Raw genomic sequence first — 19,979 nt, 5'->3', positions numbered from 1 at the left:
CCTGATGCCCACCGTCGGAAGGGTGAGCATGGCCGGAATCGAAGAGATCCTCGAACTCGAACGTATCGAGAACGACGTATACCGGGGAAGCGTCATCCCCAGCACACTCATGAGGACCTTCGGGGGACAGGTCGCGGGCCAGGCTCTGGTGTCCGCGGCGAAGACCGTCGGGGACGAGTTCGTGGTGCACTCGCTGCACGGTTACTTCCTCCGCCCCGGCAAGCCCACCGAGCCCACCGTGTTTCTCGTCGACCGCATCCGCGACGGCCGCTCCTTCGCCACCCGTCGGGTGACGGGAGTGCAGGACGGCAAGGCCATCTTCACCATGTCCGCGTCGTTCCACGTCGAGGACGAGGGGATCGAGCACCAGGACTCGATGCCGACGGTCCCGGATCCGGAGTCGCTCGTCGACCCCGCGACCGATCCCGAGATGTCGAGCGAATTGTTCTTCAAGGAATGGAGCCGCTGGGACGTCCGGTTGGTTCCGGCGTCGCAGTTGCAGCGCCACCGGGGTCTCGCCGCGCAGCAACAGGTCTGGATCCGGTATCGCGATCCGCTGCCGGACGACCAGGTCTTCCACGTCTGCGCTCTCGCCTACATGTCGGACATGACGCTGCTCGGGTCGGCCCGCGTGCCGCATCCCGACGTCGCCACGCAGACGGCGTCCCTCGATCACGCGCTGTGGTTCCTGCGTCCGTTCCGGGCGGACGAATGGCTGCTCTACGACCAGACGTCACCGTCGGCCGGACTCGGTCGAGCGCTCACCCAGGGGCGGATCTTCGATCGCGGCGGCCGGATGGTGGCCGCGGTGACCCAGGAAGGTCTCATGCGCTACGAGCGTGATCCCCACAAGGACACGCCCGGTCTGCAGACGAAGGGGTGAGCGCACCGACCATCGGTGTTCTCGCACTGCAGGGAGACGTGCGCGAGCACCTGGAGGCGCTCACGGGTGCGGGCGCCCGGGCGGTGACGGTCCGGCGTCCGGCCGAGCTGGCGGCGGTGGGCGGCCTGGTGATCCCCGGCGGCGAGTCCACGACCATGAGCAGGTTGCTCACCGTGTTCGACCTCCTCGATCCGGTGCGTCGGCGTCTCGAGGACGGCATGCCCGCCTTCGGTTCGTGCGCCGGCATGATTCTGCTCGCGAGCGAGATCCTCGACACCCGTCCGGACGCGGCCCACCTGGACGGACTCGACATCACGGTGCGCCGCAACGCCTTCGGTCGACAGGTCGATTCGTTCGAGACCGATCTCGCCGTCGAGGGCATCGACGGGGATCCGGTGCGCGCGGTGTTCATCCGGGCACCGTGGGTCGAACGCGTCGGTCCGGACGTCGAGGTTCTCGCGACCGTGCCGGAGGGACCGGCGCAGGGCCGCATCGTCGCCGTTCGGCAGAACGACGTGCTCGCGACGTCGTTCCACCCAGAGGTGTCCGGGGACGGTCGTGTGCACGCGATGTTCGTCGACATGGTGCGGTCTGCTCGGTCGCGCTCCACCCACGCGTAAGCTGTGTCCGTTGTCCGACGGTACGAAAGGGGCTCGAGCGCATGAGCGGCCACTCAAAATGGGCTACCACGAAGCACAAGAAGGCCGTCATCGACGCCCGCCGTGGAAAGTCCTTCGCCAAGCTGATCAAGAACATCGAGGTCGCCGCACGCACGGGTGGTGGTGACCCCGTCGGTAATCCGACCTTGTTCGATGCCATCCAGAAGGCGAAGAAGACGTCGGTGCCCAACGACAACATCGAGCGAGCGCGCAAGCGCGGCGCCGGTGAAGAGGCGGGTGGCGCCGACTGGCAGACCATCATGTACGAGGGATACGGACCCAACGGGGTCGCCGTGCTGATCGAGTGCCTCACCGACAACCGCAACCGCGCCGCGGGCGAGGTTCGGGTGGCGATGACGCGCAACGGCGGCAACATGGCCGATCCCGGCTCCGTGTCGTACCTGTTCTCTCGCAAGGGTCTGGTGACGCTGGAGAAGAACGGTCAGTCCGAGGACGACGTCCTCATGGCCGTGCTCGACGCCGGCGCAGAAGAGGTCAACGACCTGGGCGACACCTTCGAGGTGGTCAGCGAGCCGACCGATCTGGTCGCCGTCCGATCCGCACTGCAGGAGGCGGGAATCGACTACGACTCCGCCGAGGCCAGCTTCCAGGCATCGGTCAACGTCGAGGTCGACGCCGAGGGTGCACGCAAGGTGTTCAAGCTCATCGACGCGCTCGAGGACAGCGACGACGTGCAGAATGTGTGGTCCAACGTCGACGTTCCCGACGAGGTGCTCGCCGAGCTCGACGCCGACTGACCGGTCCCGACGCGCACCCCGCGCCTCACCGGAACGGCGCTCTCGCGGCGATAGGGTGTCGAACAACAGTTCGGTTCTCGGTGCGAGGAGTGCGGTCGGTGCGTGTCATGGGAGTCGATCCGGGGTTGACCCGGTGCGGCCTGAGTCTGGTCGAATCGGGCGCGGGCAGGAAGGTCACCGCCCTCGACGTCGACGTCGTGCGCACGCCTGCGGACATGGAACTCGCGCAGCGACTCCTCCTGATCTCCGAGGCCGCCGAGTACTGGTTGGACACCCACCAGCCGTCGGTGGTGGCCATCGAACGCGTGTTCTCGCAGAACAACGTGCGGACGGCGATGGGCACCGCTCAGGCCGGCGGCGTCGTCGCCCTGGCGGCCGCGCGGCGCGGCATCACCGTTGCGTTCCACACGCCCAGTGAGGTGAAGGCCGCCGTCACGGGCAACGGAACCGCGGACAAGGCTCAGGTCACCGCCATGATCACCCGAATTCTCGGGATGCAGCAGGCGCCGAAGCCGGCCGACGCCGCGGACGCTCTCGCGCTCGCGATCTGTCATTGCTGGCGCGCACCGATGATGGCGCGCATGGCGGCGGCCCAAGCGCAGGCCGCCGAGGCCAAGGCGGCCTACGAACGCAAGCTGAAACAGCAACGTGCCGCGGTGCGCGCGTCGACCACCCGATCCGGCCCGACTCGATCCACCCCGACCACACCCACGACGAAAGGGGCACCGCTGCGATGATCGCGTCCATCCGCGGAGACGTGCTCGAGATCGCACTGGACCACGCCGTGGTCGAGGCCGGAGGTCTCGGCTATCGCGTCAACGCGACGCCGTCGACGCTCGCGGCCCTGACCCGGGGGAGCGAGGCCCGTCTGGTGACCGCGATGATCGTGCGCGAGGACTCCATGACGCTCTACGGCTTTCCCGACTCGACGCAGCGCGATCTGTTCGGTCTCCTGCAGACCGTGTCCGGGGTCGGACCCCGGCTGGCGATGGCCGTGCTGGCGGTACTGGAGCCGGACGCGCTGCGCTCGGCGTTGGCGGACAGCAACACCGCCGCGCTCATGCGGGTGCCCGGTATCGGGAAGCGTGGAGCGGAGCGTCTGGTGGTCGAGCTGCGCGACAAGGTCGACGCCGTGGTGTCCGCGGCTCCCGGTGCCGGCGCGGCGGGCGTCACCGGCGATCCGGTGCGCGACCAGGTCGTCGAAGCCCTCGTCGGCCTCGGGTTTCCGGCCAAGCAGGCCGAAGCCGCGGTCGACTCCGTTCTCGCCGCCGATCCGGCGGTGTCCACCTCCACGGCCCTGCGTGCGGCCCTGGCCGGTTTGGGCCGGGCGCGGTGACCGACGAGTTCGATGCGGTCGGCTCGGACGAGTCGGCACTGTCCGCGGAGGTGGTCCCCGACGACGGTGACCTCGATGCGAGCCTGCGCCCGAAGTCGTTGTCCGACTTCATCGGTCAACCGCGGGTGCGGGAACAGCTCGAGCTGGTACTCACCGGCGCGACGCGGCGCGGGGGCACGCCCGATCACATTCTGCTGTCCGGACCGCCCGGGCTCGGCAAGACCAGCATGGCCATGATCATCGCGGGGGAGCTGGGCTCCGCGCTGCGGCTGACCTCGGGTCCGGCACTCGAACGCGCGGGGGACCTCGCGGCGATGCTCAGCAATCTCGTCGAGGGCGACGTGCTGTTCATCGACGAGATACACCGGATCGCTCGCCCGGCCGAGGAAATGCTCTACCTCGCCATGGAGGACTTCCGGGTGGACGTCGTGGTGGGCAAGGGCCCCGGCGCCACCTCGATTCCCCTCGACGTCGCCCCGTTCACGCTCGTTGGGGCGACCACCCGATCCGGAGCTCTCACCGGCCCGTTGCGCGACCGATTCGGCTTCACCGCGCACATGGACTTCTACGACCCCTCCGAGCTCGAACGCATCCTGATGCGATCGGCGGGAATCCTCGGCGTGCAGATCCGTCCCGACGCGGCGGCGGAGATCGCCGGACGCTCTCGCGGAACGCCGCGTATCGCCAACCGGCTGCTGCGTCGGGTGCGGGACTACGCCGAGGTCAGAGCCGACGGAGTGGTCACCGTCGAGGTCGCCCGCGCCGCCCTGACCGTCTACGACGTCGACGAACTCGGGCTCGATCGGCTGGACCGCGCCGTGCTCGGCGCCCTGGTGCGTAGCTTCGGCGGTGGACCGGTGGGAGTGTCGACCCTCGCCGTTGCCGTCGGCGAGGAACCGGCCACCGTGGAGGAAGTGTGCGAGCCGTACCTGGTGCGTGCCGGCATGATCGCCCGTACTCCCCGTGGTCGCGTCGCGACCGCAGCGGCGTGGACACGGATGGGACTGACTCCGCCCCCGGACGTGGCCGTCGGCGGCATCTCCGTGCGAGCGAACGAACCGGCTCGAACGCTGTTCGACGAACCCTGAGATGGACATCGTCCACACTTTTCGCGTTCCGGCTGTCCGTTTTCGTCCCGGACCGTGGCACACTGAGGTACTGCACGTGGGCGCAACCTGCGCCCGAACGCCGCACCGGCAACGTAGACGTTGCCCTTCGACTCGAGGATTGACGTAACTGATGGAACTGCTGTTTCCGCTACTCGTGCTCGCCCTTCTCGTCCCGATGTTCCTGGGCATCCGACGCCAGAAGAAGGAGATGGCCAAGACCGTCGAGCTGCAGGACTCGCTCGCCGTCGGTGACCGTGTCATCACCACCTCCGGCCTGCACGGTCTGATCGACGACCTGAGCGAGGACACCGTCGATCTGGAGATCGCGCCCGGCATCATCACCACCTGGTCCCGCGTCGTCGTGCGCGAGGTCCTCACCGACGACGAGGACGACGACACCGAGTCCGACTCCTCGGAGTACTCCGACGCCGGCACCCGTGTCGACAGCCTCGAGAACGGAAGCAGCATCGCCGGCGACACCGACACCGATCGATCGCAGGCACGCCTCACCAAGGATTGAGACAAAGCGGAAAGCACCGCCCTCGAGGGCAATCCTCGGGGGCGGTGTCGTGTCGTGGAGAGGGTACGGTCGGTCAGGCTGTCGCCGACCCGCCTCTCGCTTCGCCGGGGTCGCCGGCTGCGCTCGTACCCGAATAACGTCAGGAGAAGCACCTACCGTGGCACCTTCCAGCGGAACGTCGTCCCCGGTGAGATACCTCGCCGTGTTCGGCGCGTTCCTCGCAGCCGTGTTCGTACTGGTCTTCTTCACCGGTGATCGGTCGCCGACCCCCAAGCTGGGAATCGACCTCCAGGGTGGAACGCGCGTGACGCTGACCGCACGCACCCCGGACGGAAGCGCACCGACGCAGGACAGCCTGCAGCAGGCTCAGCAGATCATCGAGACCCGCGTCAACGGCCTCGGCGTCTCCGGCTCCGAGGTGGTCATCGACGGCCAGAACCTCGTCATCACCGTTCCCGGCGACGACAGCTCGCAGGCCCGCACACTGGGGCAGACCGCTCGGCTGTACATCCGCCCGGTCGTCACCTCGCAGGCTCCGTCCGCGGCAGGCGTGACCGATCCCGCCGCCGGTGTCGGGACCGGCGAGACCCCCACTCCCGGCGGCGCGGCACCCGGTGTCGAAACGCCCGCGGTGCCCGGTGCCGACGCACCCCCGGCGGATCCGGCTCCGGCCGGCGACCCGGCCCCGCAGAATCGGCCCTTCCCGGCACAGGATCCCGTCGATCCCGAGGGTGCCGCCGATCCGGACGTCGCGAACGACACCGCGGCCGAGCCCGGGCCCGCACCGGTCGAGGCCACCACGGAGGAGACGGCCGCGGCCATCACCGAAGCCCGTGAGCTGCGCCAGAGCGAGGACCCCACCGTCCAGCAGGAGGCGTTGTCCACCATCGACTGCGCTTCCCCGGATCCCCTCCAGGGCAACGACGATCCGGCTCTTCCCCTCGTCGCGTGTTCTACGGACAACACGGCCGTCTACCTGCTGGGGCCGTCGATCATCGACGGTCAGCAGATCACCGACGCCACGGCGCAGTTCGACACCCAGCAGTCGCAGCAGGTGGTCTCGCTCTCGTTCGACACCACCGGCGGTGACACCTGGGCGCAGTTCACCTCGGCCAACATCGGTCAGCAAGCCGCGTTCACCCTGGACTCCCAGGTGGTCAGCGCGCCGGTCATCCAGGGTGCGACGCCGTCGGGAAGTGCCACGCAGATCACCGGTAACTTCACCGCGGACAGTGCGCGTGAACTGGCGAACACTCTGCGGTACGGCTCGCTCCCGCTGTCGTTCGCGGCCTCCGAAGCCGAGACGGTCTCCGCGACCCTCGGGCTGGCGTCTTTGGAAGCCGGAATCATCGCCGGAGCCATCGGTCTGGTCCTGGTGTTGCTCTACTGCCTGCTCTACTACCGAATGCTCGGCATCCTGACCGCGCTGTCGCTGGTCCTGTCGGGCCTCGCGACCTACGGAATCCTCGTGTTGCTCGGGCGGTGGATCAACTTCACCCTGGACCTCGCGGGCATCGCCGGTCTGATCATCGGCATCGGCATGACGGCCGACTCCTTCGTGGTGTTCTTCGAGCGCATCAAAGACGAGATCCGCGAGGGGCGCAGTTTCCGATCCGCGGTTCCGCGCGGTTGGGCGCGAGCCCGACGCACGATCCTCTCGGGCAACGCGGTCAGCTTCATCGCCGCCGCCGTCCTCTACGTCCTCGCGGTCGGTCAGGTTCGCGGTTTCGCGTTCACCCTCGGACTGTCGACGTTGCTCGACATCGTGGTCGTGTTCCTCGTGACGTGGCCACTCGTCAACCTCGCGTCTCGGAGCGCGTTCTGGTCGCGACCCGCCGTCAACGGTCTGGGCGCGGTGCAGGAGATCGCGAAGGCGCGCAAGCGCGCCGCCGCATCGAAGTCGAAGGTCACCGCCGGCGCGAGCGCGTCGGGTTCGAGTACCTCGGGTGCGGGCACCTCGGGTGTCGGCACATCCGGCCAGAACAAGGAGGCGTGACCTCATGGTCGAGAACGCAACGACGACATTCGAACCGATCTCCGACACCGCGCCGGAGGTGGCGGACCGCAACCGCGGCCTGTTCTCCCGGTTGTACACCGGCACCGGAGCGTTCGACATCATCGGGCGTCGCCGGATGTGGTTCATCGTCACGGCCGTGTTCGTCGCCGTGTCCCTGCTGTCGATCGCGGTGCGCGGATTCACGCTGGGAATCGACTTCGAGGGCGGCACGCGAGTTCAGCTGCCCGCGGCCGACAACGTCGAGATCTCTCAGGTCGAACAGATCTACGCGGACACGCTCGGCTCCGATCCCGTGGCCGTCCAGACCGTCGGCACCGGCAGCGGCGCCACGGTCCAGATTCGGTCGGAGGCCCTGGACCCCCAACAGGCCGCCACTCTGCAGTCCGCGTTGTTCGACGCGTTCGAACCCACCAACGCCGAGGGTGTCGCCACCCCGGACGCGGTGAGCTTCACCGACGTCAGCGAGACCTGGGGATCGCAGATCACCGAGAGGGCGTTGATCGCTCTGCTCGTGTTCATCGTGCTCGTCAGTCTCTACATCGCCCTGCGCTACGAGCGGGACATGGCGATCGCCGGTATCGCGGCGCTGTTCTTCGACATCCTGATCACGGCCGGCATCTATTCACTGGTGGGCTTCGAGGTCACGCCGGCCACCGTCATCGGTCTGCTCACCATTCTCGGTTTCTCGCTCTACGACTCGGTGGTGGTGTTCGACAAGGTCGAGGAGAACACCCGCGGAATCATGCACCTCAACCGCCGGACCTACGCCGAGCAGACCAACCTCGCCGTCAATCAGACCCTGATGAGATCCATCAACACCACGGTCATCGGCGTCCTTCCGGTGCTGGCGCTGATGGTGGTCGCGGTGTGGCTCCTCGGCGTCGGCACGCTGAAGGACCTGGCCCTCGTGCAGCTGGTCGGCATCATCATCGGTGCCTACTCCTCGATCTTCTTCGCGACGCCCCTGCTGGTGGCGCTCAAGGAGAAGTACGGCCCGGTCGCCGCCCACACCAGGAAGGTCCATGCCAAGCGTGACGAAGCGCGGCAGCGGGCGGCGGGCGCAGAGCTCGGTGACGCGTCGGGCTCGGCTGTGTCCGGCTCTGCGGTGTCGGGCTCTGCGGTGTCGACGACGAAAACTGTGTCGACGACGAAGACTGCGCCGACCACCCGCACCGCGTCGGCCGATCGCACCCAGCGGGGGACTGCGCGCCCGACGGGTAAGCGCGGTAAGCGGAGGAGTTGACGTGACCCGGCTCGGTGCCCTTCGGCGGTTCGCTCCGGTCTCGGCGGCACTGATGCTGGCCGGAACCCTGGTGGCGTGCAGCACGGAGGAAGAGCAGATCCCGTCGATCGGTTACGCGATCGACAACACCCTGAGCACGTACAACGCCGGTACCACCGAGGGGTCTTTCTCCGGTGCGGTACAGGCCTTTTCGCGGGTCCTGCCGGGGTTCTCGCTGACGGCACCGAGCGGCGGCGCGGTGGCGGACACCGACATCGGTACCGCCGTCGAGGTTCCCGGTCAGCAGCGGGTGATCACCTACACCCTCGCTCCGCAGGCGGTGTGGTCCGACGGTGTACCCATCACCTGCGACGACATCGTCCTGGCCTGGGCCGCCCGCAGCGACCGGTTCGTCGATCCGCAAGGGGCGCCCGTCTTCGATCCCGCGTCGACCGCCGGGTACGCCGACATCGAACGAGTCGACTGCGCGCCGGGAGAGAAGGCGGCGACCGTGGTGTTCCGAGCCGACCGGCCGTACGTGGAGTGGCGTGCCCTCTTCGGCGCCACGACGATGCTGCCCGCGCACGTCGCGGCGCGCACCGCAGGCGTTCCCGACATCACCTCCGCGGTGGCCGATGCGGAACCGGAGACCATGGCTCGCATCGGCGACGCCTGGAACACCGCGTGGACTCTGACTCCCGGCGCCGTCGATCCCGCCACCTTCCCGTCCGCGGGGCCGCTGCGGATCGAGTCGTTCAGCGCCGAGGACGGACTGGTGCTGGTTCCCAACGAACGATGGTGGGGCGTGCCGGCCGCCACCGATCGCATCGTCGTGTGGCCCAAGGGCGTGGACATCGCCGCTCGGGCGGCGTCCGGTGACATCGAGGTGATCGAGACCGGCGCACCGGTGGCGGCGCTCGACGGTTTCACCTCGACCGCGGACCCCGGCTTCGGTGTCGAACAACTCGTCCTGGCCACCGCGGGTGTCTTCGAGAATCCGGCGGCGCGTCGGGCGTTCGCCGCGTGTGTTCCCCGGGCGGCTCTGTTCGACGAGTACGGGCACCCCGGCTTCGACGCCGACACCGGCCGTGGGTCCGGAGTGGTCGACAGCCGCACCACCCTCCCCTCGACACTGCCGTATCGGGCGGTGGCCGCCACTGCGGCCGAGCGGTATCGCACTCCGGACGTCGCGGCCGTCACATCCGGTCTCGAGGAGGCCGGCCTCGCCGATCCGGTGGTGCGCATCGGCTACCTCGCCCCGGACGATCGGCGACGCGGCATCGTCGAGGCCATCGCCGAATCGTGTGGTGCGCTGGGAATCGAGGTGGTGGACGCGTCGTCGCCCACCTTCGTCCCGACCGCGCTCCGGGAGGGCACCGTCGACGCCGTGCTGACCGGCACCGCGGGGGTTGCCGGGGCATCGGGTTCCGCGTCACCGGAGCCGGGCCGATTCGCTCTGCGCTCCGGTCAGGGCATCAACCTCGGTGGCTACTCGAACCCGCAGATCGACGGCATCGTCGACCGGTTGGCCGTCGACGACTCCGACGCGACCGTACTGTCCGCGGCCGTCGAGGCCGAGGGCGTGCTGTGGACCGATGTACCGACTCTCCCGCTCTACAACGCGCCCCGGATCACCGTCGTCGACGACGGCATGCAGTCGGTGCAGCCCAATCCGACGGTTGCGGGCGCAGGATGGAACATGGACACATGGACGTTCGTACGATGACCGATGCGGCCGAGACCGCGCCCGACGTGGTCGCGCGACTGACGCGATGGGCCGACGACTTCCCCGTTCCGGGGGTGCGGTTCGCCGACCTGACGCCCGTCTTCGCCGACGCGGAAGGACTGCGGACCGTCGTGGACCGCATCGCCGCCGTGGGGGAGGGCGTGGATATGGTCGCGGGTATCGATGCTCGGGGATTCCTTCTGGGAGCCGGGGTCGCTCTGGCCCTGGGTACGGGCGTGGTGGCGGTGCGCAAGGCAGGCAAGCTGCCTCCTCCCGTACACGCGCAGGCCTACGAACTGGAATACGGCACCGCGCAACTCGAGATCCCGGCCGACAAGATCGACCTCGTGGGACGCCGGGTGCTGGTGGTGGACGACGTGCTCGCGACCGGGGGCACTCTCGCCGCTGCGGGCGAGCTGTTGTCGCGGTGCGGCGCGATCGTCGTCGGGGCCGCGGTGGTGCTCGAGGTCGAGGCGCTGGGCGGCCGGAAGCGGTGGACTAACGGGGCGCTGACCGCACTTTCGACGGTGTAGCTCCGCCGCGCGCGGTGGGCCGTCGGAACTGGGGTTACAGTGGGCCGCACAGGTGATCCGCTCGTGTCCAGAGGGATCGCGGTTGGACACTCGATGACGTCGGAGGTGTTGTGTCGTGACTCGCTACATGGGTCGCTCCGAGGACATCGGTGACGAGGAGCAGATCGTCGGCGCACCCGCGCCCGATTCGGCCGTCCCGGAACCCGCCGATCCGGATTCGCACGCCCCGGACCCCGAGAAGGCCACCACGCCGACGGCGCCCACCTCGGCGTCTCGGCGAGTACGAGCCCGGTTGGCCCGACGCATCACCGCGCAGCGCAACACCGCGGTCAAACCGGTGTTGGAACCGTTGGCGGGTACTCACCGCGCGCTCTATCCGAAGGCCGATCTCGTGCTGTTGCAGCGGGCCTACGACGTGGCGGACGATCGCCACTCGACCCAGATGCGCAAGTCCGGCGATCCGTACATCACCCACCCGCTGGCCGTGGCGAACATCCTGGCGGAACTGGGGATGGACACCACCACGCTCGTTGCGGCGCTGTTGCACGACACCGTCGAGGACACCGGGTACTCCCTGGATCAACTGCGCACCGAGTTCGGTGACGAAGTCGCGCATCTGGTCGACGGGGTGACCAAGCTCGACAAGGTCGCGCTCGGCACGGCCGCGGAGGGCGAGACCATCCGCAAGATGATCATCGCGATGGCGCGGGACCCCCGCGTGCTGGTCATCAAGGTCGCCGACCGCCTGCACAACATGCGCACCATGCGGTTCCTGCCACCCGAGAAGCAGGCCCGCAAGGCGAAGGAAACACTGGAAGTGATTGCGCCGCTGGCGCACCGGCTGGGCATGGCGACGGTCAAGTGGGAACTCGAAGACCTGGCCTTCGCCATCCTGCACCCCAAGAAGTACGACGAGATCGTGCGCCTGGTCGCCGACCGTGCCCCGTCGCGGGACACCTATCTGGCGAAGGTGCGCGCCGAGATCAACTCGACGTTGTCGGGGTCACGGATCAACGCCGCGGTCGAGGGACGGCCGAAGCACTACTGGTCGATCTACCAGAAGATGATCGTCAAGGGCCGCGACTTCGACGACATCCACGACCTGGTGGGTGTGCGCATCCTCTGCGAGAACATCCGGGACTGCTACGCGGCCGTTGGCGTCGTCCACTCGCTGTGGCAGCCGATGGCGGGACGGTTCAAGGACTACATCGCCCAGCCCCGGTACGGGGTCTACCAGTCGCTGCACACCACGGTCGTCGGCCCCGAGGGCAAGCCCCTCGAGGTGCAGATCCGCACCCGCGACATGCACCGGACGGCCGAGTTCGGCATCGCGGCCCACTGGCGGTACAAGGAGACCAAGGGGCGCCACTCCGGAGACGCGACCGAACTCGACGACATGGCGTGGATGCGGCAACTGCTCGACTGGCAGCGCGAGGCCGCGGATCCGGGCGAGTTCCTGGAATCGCTGCGCTACGACCTCGCCGTCAAGGAGATCTTCGTCTTCACCCCGAAGGGTGACGTCGTCACGCTTCCGGCAGGTTCGTGTCCGGTGGACTTCGCCTACGCGGTGCACACCGAGGTGGGGCACCGCTGCATCGGCGCTCGGGTCAACGGCCGGTTGGTGGCGCTCGAACGGACGTTGGACAACGGCGAGGTCGTCGAGGTGTTCACCTCGAAGGCGGCGACCGCGGGGCCGAGCCGCGACTGGCAGACCTTCGTCGCCTCACCGCGAGCGAAGACCAAGATCCGGCAGTGGTTCGCCAAGGAACGCCGTGAGGAAGCCCTCGAGGCGGGCAAGGACGCGATCGCCAAGGAGGTACGTCGCGGCGGACTTCCGTTGCAGCGCTTGATGAACGCCGAATCCATGTCGACCATCGCACACGAGCTCCGGTACGTCGACGTGTCCGCGCTCTACACGGCGGTGGGGGAGAACCACGTCTCCGCGCAGCACGTGGTGCAGCGGCTGGTCGCTCACCTCGGCGGGGTGGGCGACGTCGAGGAAGAGCTGGCGGAGCGGTCGACCCCGTCCACCATTCCCACCCGTCCCCGACGCGTCGGGGACGCGGGAGTCATGGTCTCCGGCGCGGAGGGTGTGGTGGCGAAGCTCGCGAAGTGCTGTACTCCGGTCCCCGGCGACGAGATCATGGGGTTCGTCACGCGCGGCGGTTCGGTCAGCGTGCACCGCACCGACTGCACGAACGCCGGCTCGTTGCAGCAGCAGTCCGAGCGACTCATCGAGGTCGAATGGGCGCCGTCACCGTCGTCGGTGTTCCTCGTGGCCATCCAGATCGAAGCGCTCGATCGGCACCGGCTGCTCTCCGACGTGACCAAGGCGCTCGCCGACGAGAAGGTCAACATCCTGTCGGCGTCGGTCACCACGTCGGGAGACCGGGTCGCGGTCAGCAAGTTCACGTTCGAGATGGGTGATCCGAAGCATCTCGGCCACGTGCTCAACGTGGTGCGCAACGTCGAGGGCGTCTACGACGTCTACCGATTGACGTCCGCGGCCTGACCGTCGGCGCACAGCAACACACGTTCGAACGAAAAAACCGGTGCGGTGCGGCTCGTGAGCCGCACCGCACCGGTCAGTCGGTCGGTGGGTCAGACTCCGTCGAGCTGCACGGTCTCCAGGGTGGTCGGCAGAGCCGGGGGACCGTCGGAGCCGCCGCCCTCGGCACCGGCCGCCGCGATGGTGTCCAGCGTGGCCAGGCCGACCTCGTCGATCGTGCCGAACACGGTGTAGTCCGGCGGCAGCTGCGAATCGCCGTAGACCAGGAAGAACTGGCTTCCGTTGGTGTCCGGACCGGCGTTCGCCATCGCCACGGTGCCGCGGGGGTAGAGCACCGGGGAACCCGCGGTCGGATCGTCACCGTACTGATCGGTGGGGAACTCGTTGCCGTACTGGTAGCCGGGGCCACCCGTTCCCTGACCCGTCGGATCACCGCACTGCAGGACCTGCAGGCTGTCACCGGTGGTCAAGCGGTGGCAGGGGGTGTCGTCGTAGTAGTTCTGGAACGCGAGCGACGCGAAACTGTTGACGGTGCACGGCGCGTTCGCGGCGTTCAGCTGCAGACCGATGTTGCCCTGGTTCGTCGTCATGCTGACGCTGACCGAATCGTCGACGGCCGGAACGTTCTCGGTCTGCGGGGGCTCGACCGGACGCGCGGCCTCACCACCGGCGGGGTAGGAGCAGGTCACCGTCTCGGGGAGGGGCTCGGACCGGCCTGCGGGGAGTTCGCCGCTCGCGGCCGGTGCAGCGCTGGTGTCGGAGCTCGCGACGGCGTCGGTCGGCTCGTCCTCACCGCGAGTGAGAGAGAACAGGAAGAACCCGGCGCCCAGCACCACGACGGCCGCCACGGCGATTCCCGCGATCGTGGTCTGTTTACGGCGCTTCTCGCGTGCCGCGCGGTTCTCGAGCTGGCGGTCCAACTTGCGCTTGGCGGCCTCGCGTCGCTGTTCGTTCGTGGGCACTGCGGCATTCCTCCATCGGCTGGCACTGTCGTGGTCTGGCGGTCAGCAGCAGAAGTCTGCCAGGCTCACCTGAGAGGTGGCTCAACCGGCCGCGTTCGGCGGGCCTAAGGTGGAGCCGATCACCCACGTCACCTACGCCGAGGAGTCCACCACCGTGCTCGTCACCGGATTCCCCGCGGGAATGTTCCAGACGAACTGTTACATCCTCGCCCGTGACGGCGCCCGCGAGTGCGTGGTGGTCGATCCCGGTCAGGATGCCGCCGCTCCGCTGCTGTCCTTCCTCTCCGAGTCGGACCTCACGCCGTCGGCCGTCCTGCTCACCCACGGTCACCTGGACCACATGTGGGACGCCCGGCCGGTGTGCGAGAAGTTCGACGTCCCGCTCTACGTGCACCCCGCCGATCGATTCATGCTGACCGATCCTGCGGCCGGTATCGGGCCCACGCTGGCCCCGTTCATCGCCGGCACCACCTTCACCGAACCGCGCAGCGTCGTCGAACTGGGGCACGAGGACGTGCTCGATCTCGCCGGGATCACGCTCACCGTCGCGCACACTCCGGGACACACGCGCGGGTCGGTGGTCTTCTCCGTCGCACTCGACGCGGACGCCGACGCGCCGGGCATCGTGCTCTCCGGGGACACGCTGTTCGCCGGTTCCATCGGCCGTTCCGATCTTCCCGGTGGCGATCACGATCAGCTGGTGGCCTCCATCGGGGCGCATCTGATGTGCATGGCCGACGAGATGGTGGTGCTGCCCGGACACGGCGAGGCCACGACCATCGGTGCCGAGCGCGCCGCCAACCCGTTTCTGGTTGGACTACGCGGAACCCGGTAGGGAACAGTGGCGTCCGTGAACACGCAACACGTCTCGTCCTTCGCCGCGCCCAAGGGCGTGCCCGATTACCTTCCTCCCGACTCGGCACAGTTCGTGGCGGTCCGCGACGGATTGACCCGGGCCGCCGCGCTCGCCGGGTACGGGCACATCGAGCTTCCGATCTTCGAGGACACCGCGTTGTTCGCCCGCGGCGTCGGGGAATCGACCGACGTGGTCAGCAAGGAGATGTACACCTTCGCGGACAAGGGGGACCGCAGCGTCACCCTGCGCCCCGAGGGCACGGCCGGGGTCATGCGTGCGGTCATCGAGCACGGACTCGATCGCGGCGCCCTGCCGGTCAAGGTGCGGTACTCCGGCCCGTTCTTCCGCTACGAGCGCCCGCAGGCCGGGCGTTATCGCCAGCTGCAGCAAGTGGGCGTCGAAGCGATCGGTGTCGACGATCCCGCCCTCGACGCGGAGGTCATCGCCGTCGCCGACGCCGGCTTTCGCAGCGTGGGGTTGACGGGCTTCCGTCTCGAGCTCACCTCGCTCGGTGACGACACCTGCCGACCCGAGTACCGGAGATTGCTCCAGGAATTCCTGTTCGATCTGCCGCTGGACGAGGACACGCGCCGCCGCGCCGAGATCAACCCGCTGCGGGTGCTCGACGACAAGCGTCCGCACGTGCGCGAGATGACGGCGGACGCCCCGCTGATGATGGATCACCTCTCCGACGACGCTCGCACTCACTTCGACACCGTGCTCGCGCACCTGGACGCCGTGAACGTGCCGTACGTACTCAACCCGCGCATGGTCCGGGGGTTGGACTACTACACCAAGACCACGTTCGAATTCGTCCACGACGGTCTCGGTGCGCAATCGGGTATCGGCGGCGGCGGCCGGTACGACGGGCTGATGGCGCAGCTCGGGGGACAGCCGTTGTCGGGCATCGGATTCGGGCTCGGGGTGGACCGCACGGTGCTGGCGCTCGCCGCCGAGAACGCCGCGCCGGCCGGGGCGGCGCGGTGCGAGGTGTACGGCGTTCCCCTGGGAGCGGCCGCCAAGGTGCGCCTGGCCGCGATCGGCGCCGAACTGCGGGCGTCGGGCGTGCGGGTCGATCTCTCCTACGGTGATCGCGGAATGAAGGGTGCGATGAAGGGGGCGGACCGCTCCGGCGCCCGCGTCGCGCTGGTGCTCGGTGACCGGGATCTCGACACCGGGGAGATCGGGCTCAAGGATCTGTCGACGGGTGAGCAGATCTCGGTTCCGCTCGACGACGTCGTGGCGCGGGTGGGTGCGGTGCTCGGTGCCTGAACCGCGGGTCGTCCCACTCGATCTGGTTCCGCCCGAGGTGCTGGCGCCGCGACTTCGGGTGGCGTCGGCCCTGTTCGCACTGGTCGGCGTCGTGCTGGGTTGTGCCGTGGGACTGCTGCTCACCCCGTTCAGCGGTGTCGTGGTCGCCGTGGCGGCCGTCGTCGCCGCAGTGTTCACGGCCGTCTCCGGGTCGCGGTCGCGAGTGTGGATGGAAGGGTCGGTGCTGTGCCGACGCGGCGCGTTCGGCGTCCGGCGCATCCGGATGTCGGAGCTGAAACGCGTCGAGATCGTGGTGCGAGCGGCTCGCGTCGCGCAGGTTCTGCTGCGCGTCGGCGACGATGCGCGGATCGGAACCGTCGCGGTGGCGATGTACACCGACAACGGTGGGCGGGAACTGCCCGCGGTGGCGCTGCGTTCGCTCGCCGACGCTCTCGCGTCGTCGGATCTGGCCTCGGGCCTGTCCGTGTCGTCCGTTCTGATCACCCAGCTACGGGCCGAGGCCCGCGACGCCGGTCTGAACGAGCGCCCGCTCTACCGGGCCGTGGTGTCGGCGCGGGAGTCCGGACGTACTCCATCGACGGTGTTGTCGGACTCCGAGGTCGCCCGGCTCGAGGATTGAGCCGTCTCAGGTGACGAGGAACGCGTCGAAGACCAGTTCGCCCGCCTTCTGCGCCCCGGACGTCACCAGCACCGCACGATTGAGGTACGCGAACGAGCGCACCGACGTGCTGACGACCGCGGTGCCCCGGAAGTAGTAGATCGAGGGGTCGACGTCCTCGCCGTTGTCGAGGGCCGCGGTCACCTCGGCCGAGGCGAACCGAAAACCGCTGAGCCGCAAACGAATCGAACCCCCATCGGCGTCGCCGTCGGGATCGGTCTCGTCGATCTGCGCGATCAGGTCCAGCTCGTAGGTGCTCGAACCGTCCGCACGGACGACCCTCACGTCGGCTCCGATGGGCCGCACGAGTGCCTCGATTCCCGGACCGCTCAGGATGCCGCCGGCCACCGGAGCGACGGATTGCGTCCCGCCGGGAGTGTCACCGAGCAGTACGGGATCCGACGTGCGGAGGACGACGCGGAAGATGGGCTCGATCGTGGGGGCAACGGGGTCGGCCGCCCACGGCGTGGATTCGCTCACTCGCCCGACGGTAGTCGACCGGGCCGCCCCGCTCGCCCGACGACCCTGTCGTCAGTGACTGCGTCGCCACGCGCTGAACGAGCGCACCGACGACGGGACCGGACGCACCAGCCACGGCCACGGATGGATCTCGACGGGTGCGAGACGCCGAGAGATGCGTGCCCAACCGGGAACCGGGGCGTGCGTCGTGGCGAGACTGCGTCCGGCCAGCTCGTCGGTCACCGTTCCCCGACGCACCTCGAGCTCGCGGGTGGCGGCGAGCTCACCGAGCGTCTCGGCGAGGAACGTCAGGCGCTTGCCCGAGAGCGTCAGGCGGCGCAGCAGGGGCTCGTCGAACACGAAGACGGCGGGGCGATCGGCATCGGCGGCGAGGGCCGGATCGTCGACTCCCAGCGATTCCGCGGTCAGCCACACCTGATCGGCGCCGCCGCCGTCGGGTTCGGTCGGGCCGCCGGGGATCGGTGCCTTGTTCAGATCCGGGCCGTCGACGGAGGGTCCGAGCTCGTCGGACGGCCATTCCTGGATGGGGCAGGCACTCGACAGGGCACACGACCGGCACATCGACGGCGCGCGCTTCTCCACCTGCCACCGGCTGAACCCGTAGACCTTGCCGCTGCCGGTTCCGATGGTCCATTGCCAGCCGAGACGATTGGCCGCGCGCGAGCCGTCGAGCAGGTGGGTGAACATCTCGTCCTCGCCGTCGCGCCACGAGGCCCCGGCGCGTACCGCCCACTGCGAGGCGAGCCACATCCGGGTCTGGTTCACCAGCCAGCCGTCCTCGTGCAGTTCCTCGACGACCGTCTCCATGCACTTCATCCGCTCCGGCCAGGGGGAGTCGGACCATTCGTCGTGTCGCGAGACGGTCGGCCGCGTCTGCTCGCGGCGCAGCGAGGTCCCGAGATCGGTGCCGACGCGGGCGTACAGATGCCGGGCGTACTCCTGCCACATCAACTCGTCGCGGTACTTCGAACGGTCACGCGCGGGTGCCTCGGCCACGCCGTCCCACACCTGCCGCAGCGAGAGCAGACCGTGTCGGATGTACGGCGACATCCGGCTCGCGCCGCGCCGGGCCACGGGCTCGACGGTGCTGCGCGCCCGCGCGTAGGCGGTGATGTCCAGGGTGGCCAGCGCGGCGTCGGCCGCGGACTGGCCGCCGCGAAGTCCGCCGGGGCGGATCTCGTCGGGTCCCTCCAGCGTGAGATCACCGAGATGCTCGGCGACCCAGGCGGCCACGTCGCGCGGCTCGGCGCCGTCGGCGATGGAGGGAGGAGTGGGGAGGAGAGCCATGTTTCGACTGTACTGAGACGACGGCACCGGGGTTGACTTTTTACTAGAACACGTGTTCGACTCGGCTCACGAGCGACGAAACACGTCGTCGCAGAGCACGTTCGGACCGGGGGTGAGCGATGAGGTGGGACGGCCAGACGCTCGACGCCCCGGAGGGAACACTGCCGGGCCTCGAACGCACCGGTCTGGTGAAGGCCGGGTTGATCAGGACGGTCGAGACCCCGGAGTTCGAGGGGATCACGTTCCACGAGGTCCTGTGCAAGAGCGCGTTGAACCGCATTCCGGACTCGTCGACGCTGCCGTTCAAGTGGACCATCAATCCGGCACGCGGATGTTCGCATGCGTGCCGCTACTGCTTCGCTCGACCGACTCACGAGTACCTCGATCTCGACGCGGGCCGCGACTTCGACTCGCAGATCGTCGTCAAGACCAACGTGGTCGCGGTTCTGCGGAAGGAACTCGCCCGGGCCTCGTGGAAGCGGGAGCCGGTCGCACTGGGGACCAACACCGATCCGTACCAACGTGCGGAGGGTCGATATCGGTTGATGCCCGGAATCATTCGCGCGCTGACCGAATCGGGAACGCCGTTCTCCATCCTCACGAAGGGCACTCTGCTGCGCCGCGATCTTCCGCTGCTGACGCTCGCCGCGCAGAAGGTGGACGTCAAGGTCAGTGTCAGCCTGGCGTTCCACGACGCGGACCTGCAGAAGGCGCTGGAACCGGGAGCGCCGTCGCCGCGCGCTCGCCTCGACCTCATCCGAGCGATCACCGATGCGGGTCTTCCGTGCCACGTGTTGATCGCGCCGGTCATCCCGTTTCTGACCGACTCGCCCAAGCATCTCGCTGCCCTCATGGCGGATCTGGAGGAGGCCGGCGCCACGGGTGTGTCGGTGATGCCGATGTATCTGCGGTCGAGTACCAAGGACTGGTTCATGACCTGGCTGGCGGAGCATCATCCGGCCCTCGTGCGCCGCTACCGCACGTTGTACGGCCGCGGCACGCACGTCAGCGCCGAGTACACGTCGTGGCTCGAGTCGAAGGTCGCACCGCTGCGGGCCGAGCACGGGCTCGAGAACCTGGATCCGATTGCCCCGCATCGACTTCCGACGCCACCGGCACCGGCCCGGCCGGAGCCGACGTTGACTCTGTTCTAGGCCTCTCGCGCGGGTTCCAGGCCCGTCGCGGGTACCCG

Annotated in this window: 19 protein-coding genes; 16 read left to right on the top strand and 3 right to left on the bottom strand. The window is 68.6% G+C overall.

All coding sequences use genetic code 11. From position 1 onward, the window contains the following. Positions 1-28 precede the first annotated feature (28 nt). The 12 genes from ACY466_RS11690 to ACY466_RS11635 all read left to right on the top strand — a co-directional run bounded on the left by ACY466_RS11690 (position 29) and on the right by ACY466_RS11635 (position 13,275). The gene (locus ACY466_RS11690) at positions 29-883 is read left to right on the top strand and encodes an acyl-CoA thioesterase (RefSeq protein WP_463245559.1); all 855 of its coding nucleotides are present in this window, start codon (positions 29-31) and stop codon (positions 881-883) included. Beyond that, the gene (gene pdxT / locus ACY466_RS11685; RefSeq protein ID WP_463245558.1) at positions 880-1,503 is read left to right on the top strand and encodes a pyridoxal 5'-phosphate synthase glutaminase subunit PdxT; all 624 of its coding nucleotides are present in this window, start codon (positions 880-882) and stop codon (positions 1,501-1,503) included. The genes ACY466_RS11690 and pdxT overlap by 4 nt, the downstream gene beginning before the upstream one ends. A 41-nt stretch (positions 1,504-1,544) precedes the next feature. Next, on the top strand, positions 1,545-2,300 hold the full coding sequence (locus tag ACY466_RS11680; RefSeq protein WP_463245557.1) for a YebC/PmpR family DNA-binding transcriptional regulator: 756 nt from the start codon (positions 1,545-1,547) through the stop codon (positions 2,298-2,300). Positions 2,301-2,398: 98 nt separating this feature from the next. After that, positions 2,399-3,037 (top strand): crossover junction endodeoxyribonuclease RuvC, encoded by a 639-nt coding sequence (gene ruvC / locus ACY466_RS11675; RefSeq protein WP_463245556.1) that lies wholly within the window; start codon positions 2,399-2,401, stop codon positions 3,035-3,037. After that, entirely contained in the window at positions 3,034-3,636 is a 603-nt protein-coding gene (gene ruvA / locus ACY466_RS11670) for a Holliday junction branch migration protein RuvA (protein WP_463245555.1), read from the top strand. Before ruvC ends, ruvA begins: the two co-directional genes overlap by 4 nt. Continuing rightward, the gene (gene ruvB, locus ACY466_RS11665; RefSeq protein ID WP_463245554.1) at positions 3,633-4,724 is read left to right on the top strand and encodes a Holliday junction branch migration DNA helicase RuvB; all 1,092 of its coding nucleotides are present in this window, start codon (positions 3,633-3,635) and stop codon (positions 4,722-4,724) included. The genes ruvA and ruvB overlap by 4 nt, the downstream gene beginning before the upstream one ends. 151 nt (positions 4,725-4,875) lie before the next feature. Continuing rightward, positions 4,876-5,265 (top strand): preprotein translocase subunit YajC, encoded by a 390-nt coding sequence (gene yajC / locus ACY466_RS11660; protein WP_463245553.1) that lies wholly within the window; start codon positions 4,876-4,878, stop codon positions 5,263-5,265. A 157-nt stretch (positions 5,266-5,422) separates the two neighbouring features. After that, on the top strand, positions 5,423-7,261 hold the full coding sequence (secD, locus tag ACY466_RS11655) for a protein translocase subunit SecD (protein ID WP_463245552.1): 1,839 nt from the start codon (positions 5,423-5,425) through the stop codon (positions 7,259-7,261). Positions 7,262-7,265: 4 nt separating this feature from the next. Further along, a complete protein-coding gene (secF, locus tag ACY466_RS11650) occupies positions 7,266-8,525 on the top strand; it encodes a protein translocase subunit SecF (RefSeq protein ID WP_463245551.1) in 1,260 nt (419 codons plus the stop codon). Between the two features lie 52 nt (positions 8,526-8,577). Then, a complete protein-coding gene (locus ACY466_RS11645) occupies positions 8,578-10,230 on the top strand; it encodes an ABC transporter substrate-binding protein (protein ID WP_463252248.1) in 1,653 nt (550 codons plus the stop codon). After that, the gene (locus ACY466_RS11640; RefSeq protein ID WP_463245550.1) at positions 10,212-10,763 is read left to right on the top strand and encodes an adenine phosphoribosyltransferase; all 552 of its coding nucleotides are present in this window, start codon (positions 10,212-10,214) and stop codon (positions 10,761-10,763) included. The genes ACY466_RS11645 and ACY466_RS11640 overlap by 19 nt, the downstream gene beginning before the upstream one ends. A gap of 127 nt (positions 10,764-10,890) precedes the next feature. Beyond that, positions 10,891-13,275 carry a RelA/SpoT family protein gene (locus ACY466_RS11635; RefSeq protein WP_463252247.1) on the top strand — a complete coding sequence of 795 codons (2,385 nt, stop codon included), beginning with the start codon at positions 10,891-10,893 and terminating at the stop codon, positions 13,273-13,275. An 89-nt stretch (positions 13,276-13,364) separates the two neighbouring features. Here ACY466_RS11635 and ACY466_RS11630 read toward each other — a convergent pair whose 3' ends face one another. After that, positions 13,365-14,234, bottom strand: coding sequence for a peptidylprolyl isomerase (locus ACY466_RS11630; RefSeq protein WP_463245549.1), 870 nt, complete (start codon positions 14,232-14,234; stop codon positions 13,365-13,367). 154 nt (positions 14,235-14,388) lie between these two features. Here ACY466_RS11630 and ACY466_RS11625 point away from each other — a divergent pair, with 154 nt between their 5' ends. Genes ACY466_RS11625 through ACY466_RS11615 form a run of 3 tightly spaced genes read left to right on the top strand, consistent with a single transcriptional unit; the run spans position 14,389 to position 16,981 of the window. After that, positions 14,389-15,069 carry an MBL fold metallo-hydrolase gene (locus tag ACY466_RS11625; RefSeq protein WP_463252246.1) on the top strand — a complete coding sequence of 227 codons (681 nt, stop codon included), beginning with the start codon at positions 14,389-14,391 and terminating at the stop codon, positions 15,067-15,069. A 15-nt stretch (positions 15,070-15,084) separates the two neighbouring features. Then, positions 15,085-16,362, top strand: coding sequence for a histidine--tRNA ligase (gene hisS / locus ACY466_RS11620; protein ID WP_463245548.1), 1,278 nt, complete (start codon positions 15,085-15,087; stop codon positions 16,360-16,362). Beyond that, a complete protein-coding gene (locus ACY466_RS11615) occupies positions 16,355-16,981 on the top strand; it encodes a hypothetical protein (RefSeq protein WP_463245547.1) in 627 nt (208 codons plus the stop codon). The genes hisS and ACY466_RS11615 overlap by 8 nt, the downstream gene beginning before the upstream one ends. A gap of 6 nt (positions 16,982-16,987) precedes the next feature. Here the strand turns inward: ACY466_RS11615 and ACY466_RS11610 are convergent, their stop codons facing one another. Both ACY466_RS11610 and ACY466_RS11605 read right to left on the bottom strand, forming a co-directional pair. Continuing rightward, positions 16,988-17,500 (bottom strand): DUF3237 family protein, encoded by a 513-nt coding sequence (locus tag ACY466_RS11610; RefSeq protein WP_463245546.1) that lies wholly within the window; start codon positions 17,498-17,500, stop codon positions 16,988-16,990. Between the two features lie 51 nt (positions 17,501-17,551). Next, positions 17,552-18,787 carry an FAD-binding domain-containing protein gene (locus tag ACY466_RS11605; protein WP_463245545.1) on the bottom strand — a complete coding sequence of 412 codons (1,236 nt, stop codon included), beginning with the start codon at positions 18,785-18,787 and terminating at the stop codon, positions 17,552-17,554. A 119-nt stretch (positions 18,788-18,906) separates the two neighbouring features. Here ACY466_RS11605 and ACY466_RS11600 point away from each other — a divergent pair, with 119 nt between their 5' ends. Continuing rightward, a complete protein-coding gene (locus ACY466_RS11600) occupies positions 18,907-19,941 on the top strand; it encodes an Rv2578c family radical SAM protein (protein ID WP_463245544.1) in 1,035 nt (344 codons plus the stop codon). Positions 19,942-19,979 lie beyond the last annotated feature (38 nt).

Source organism: Rhodococcus sp. K11/5 (assembly GCF_055193735.1).
The sequence above is the reverse complement of the archived record's forward strand: the minus strand, read 5'-3'. Positions and strand labels throughout refer to the sequence as shown.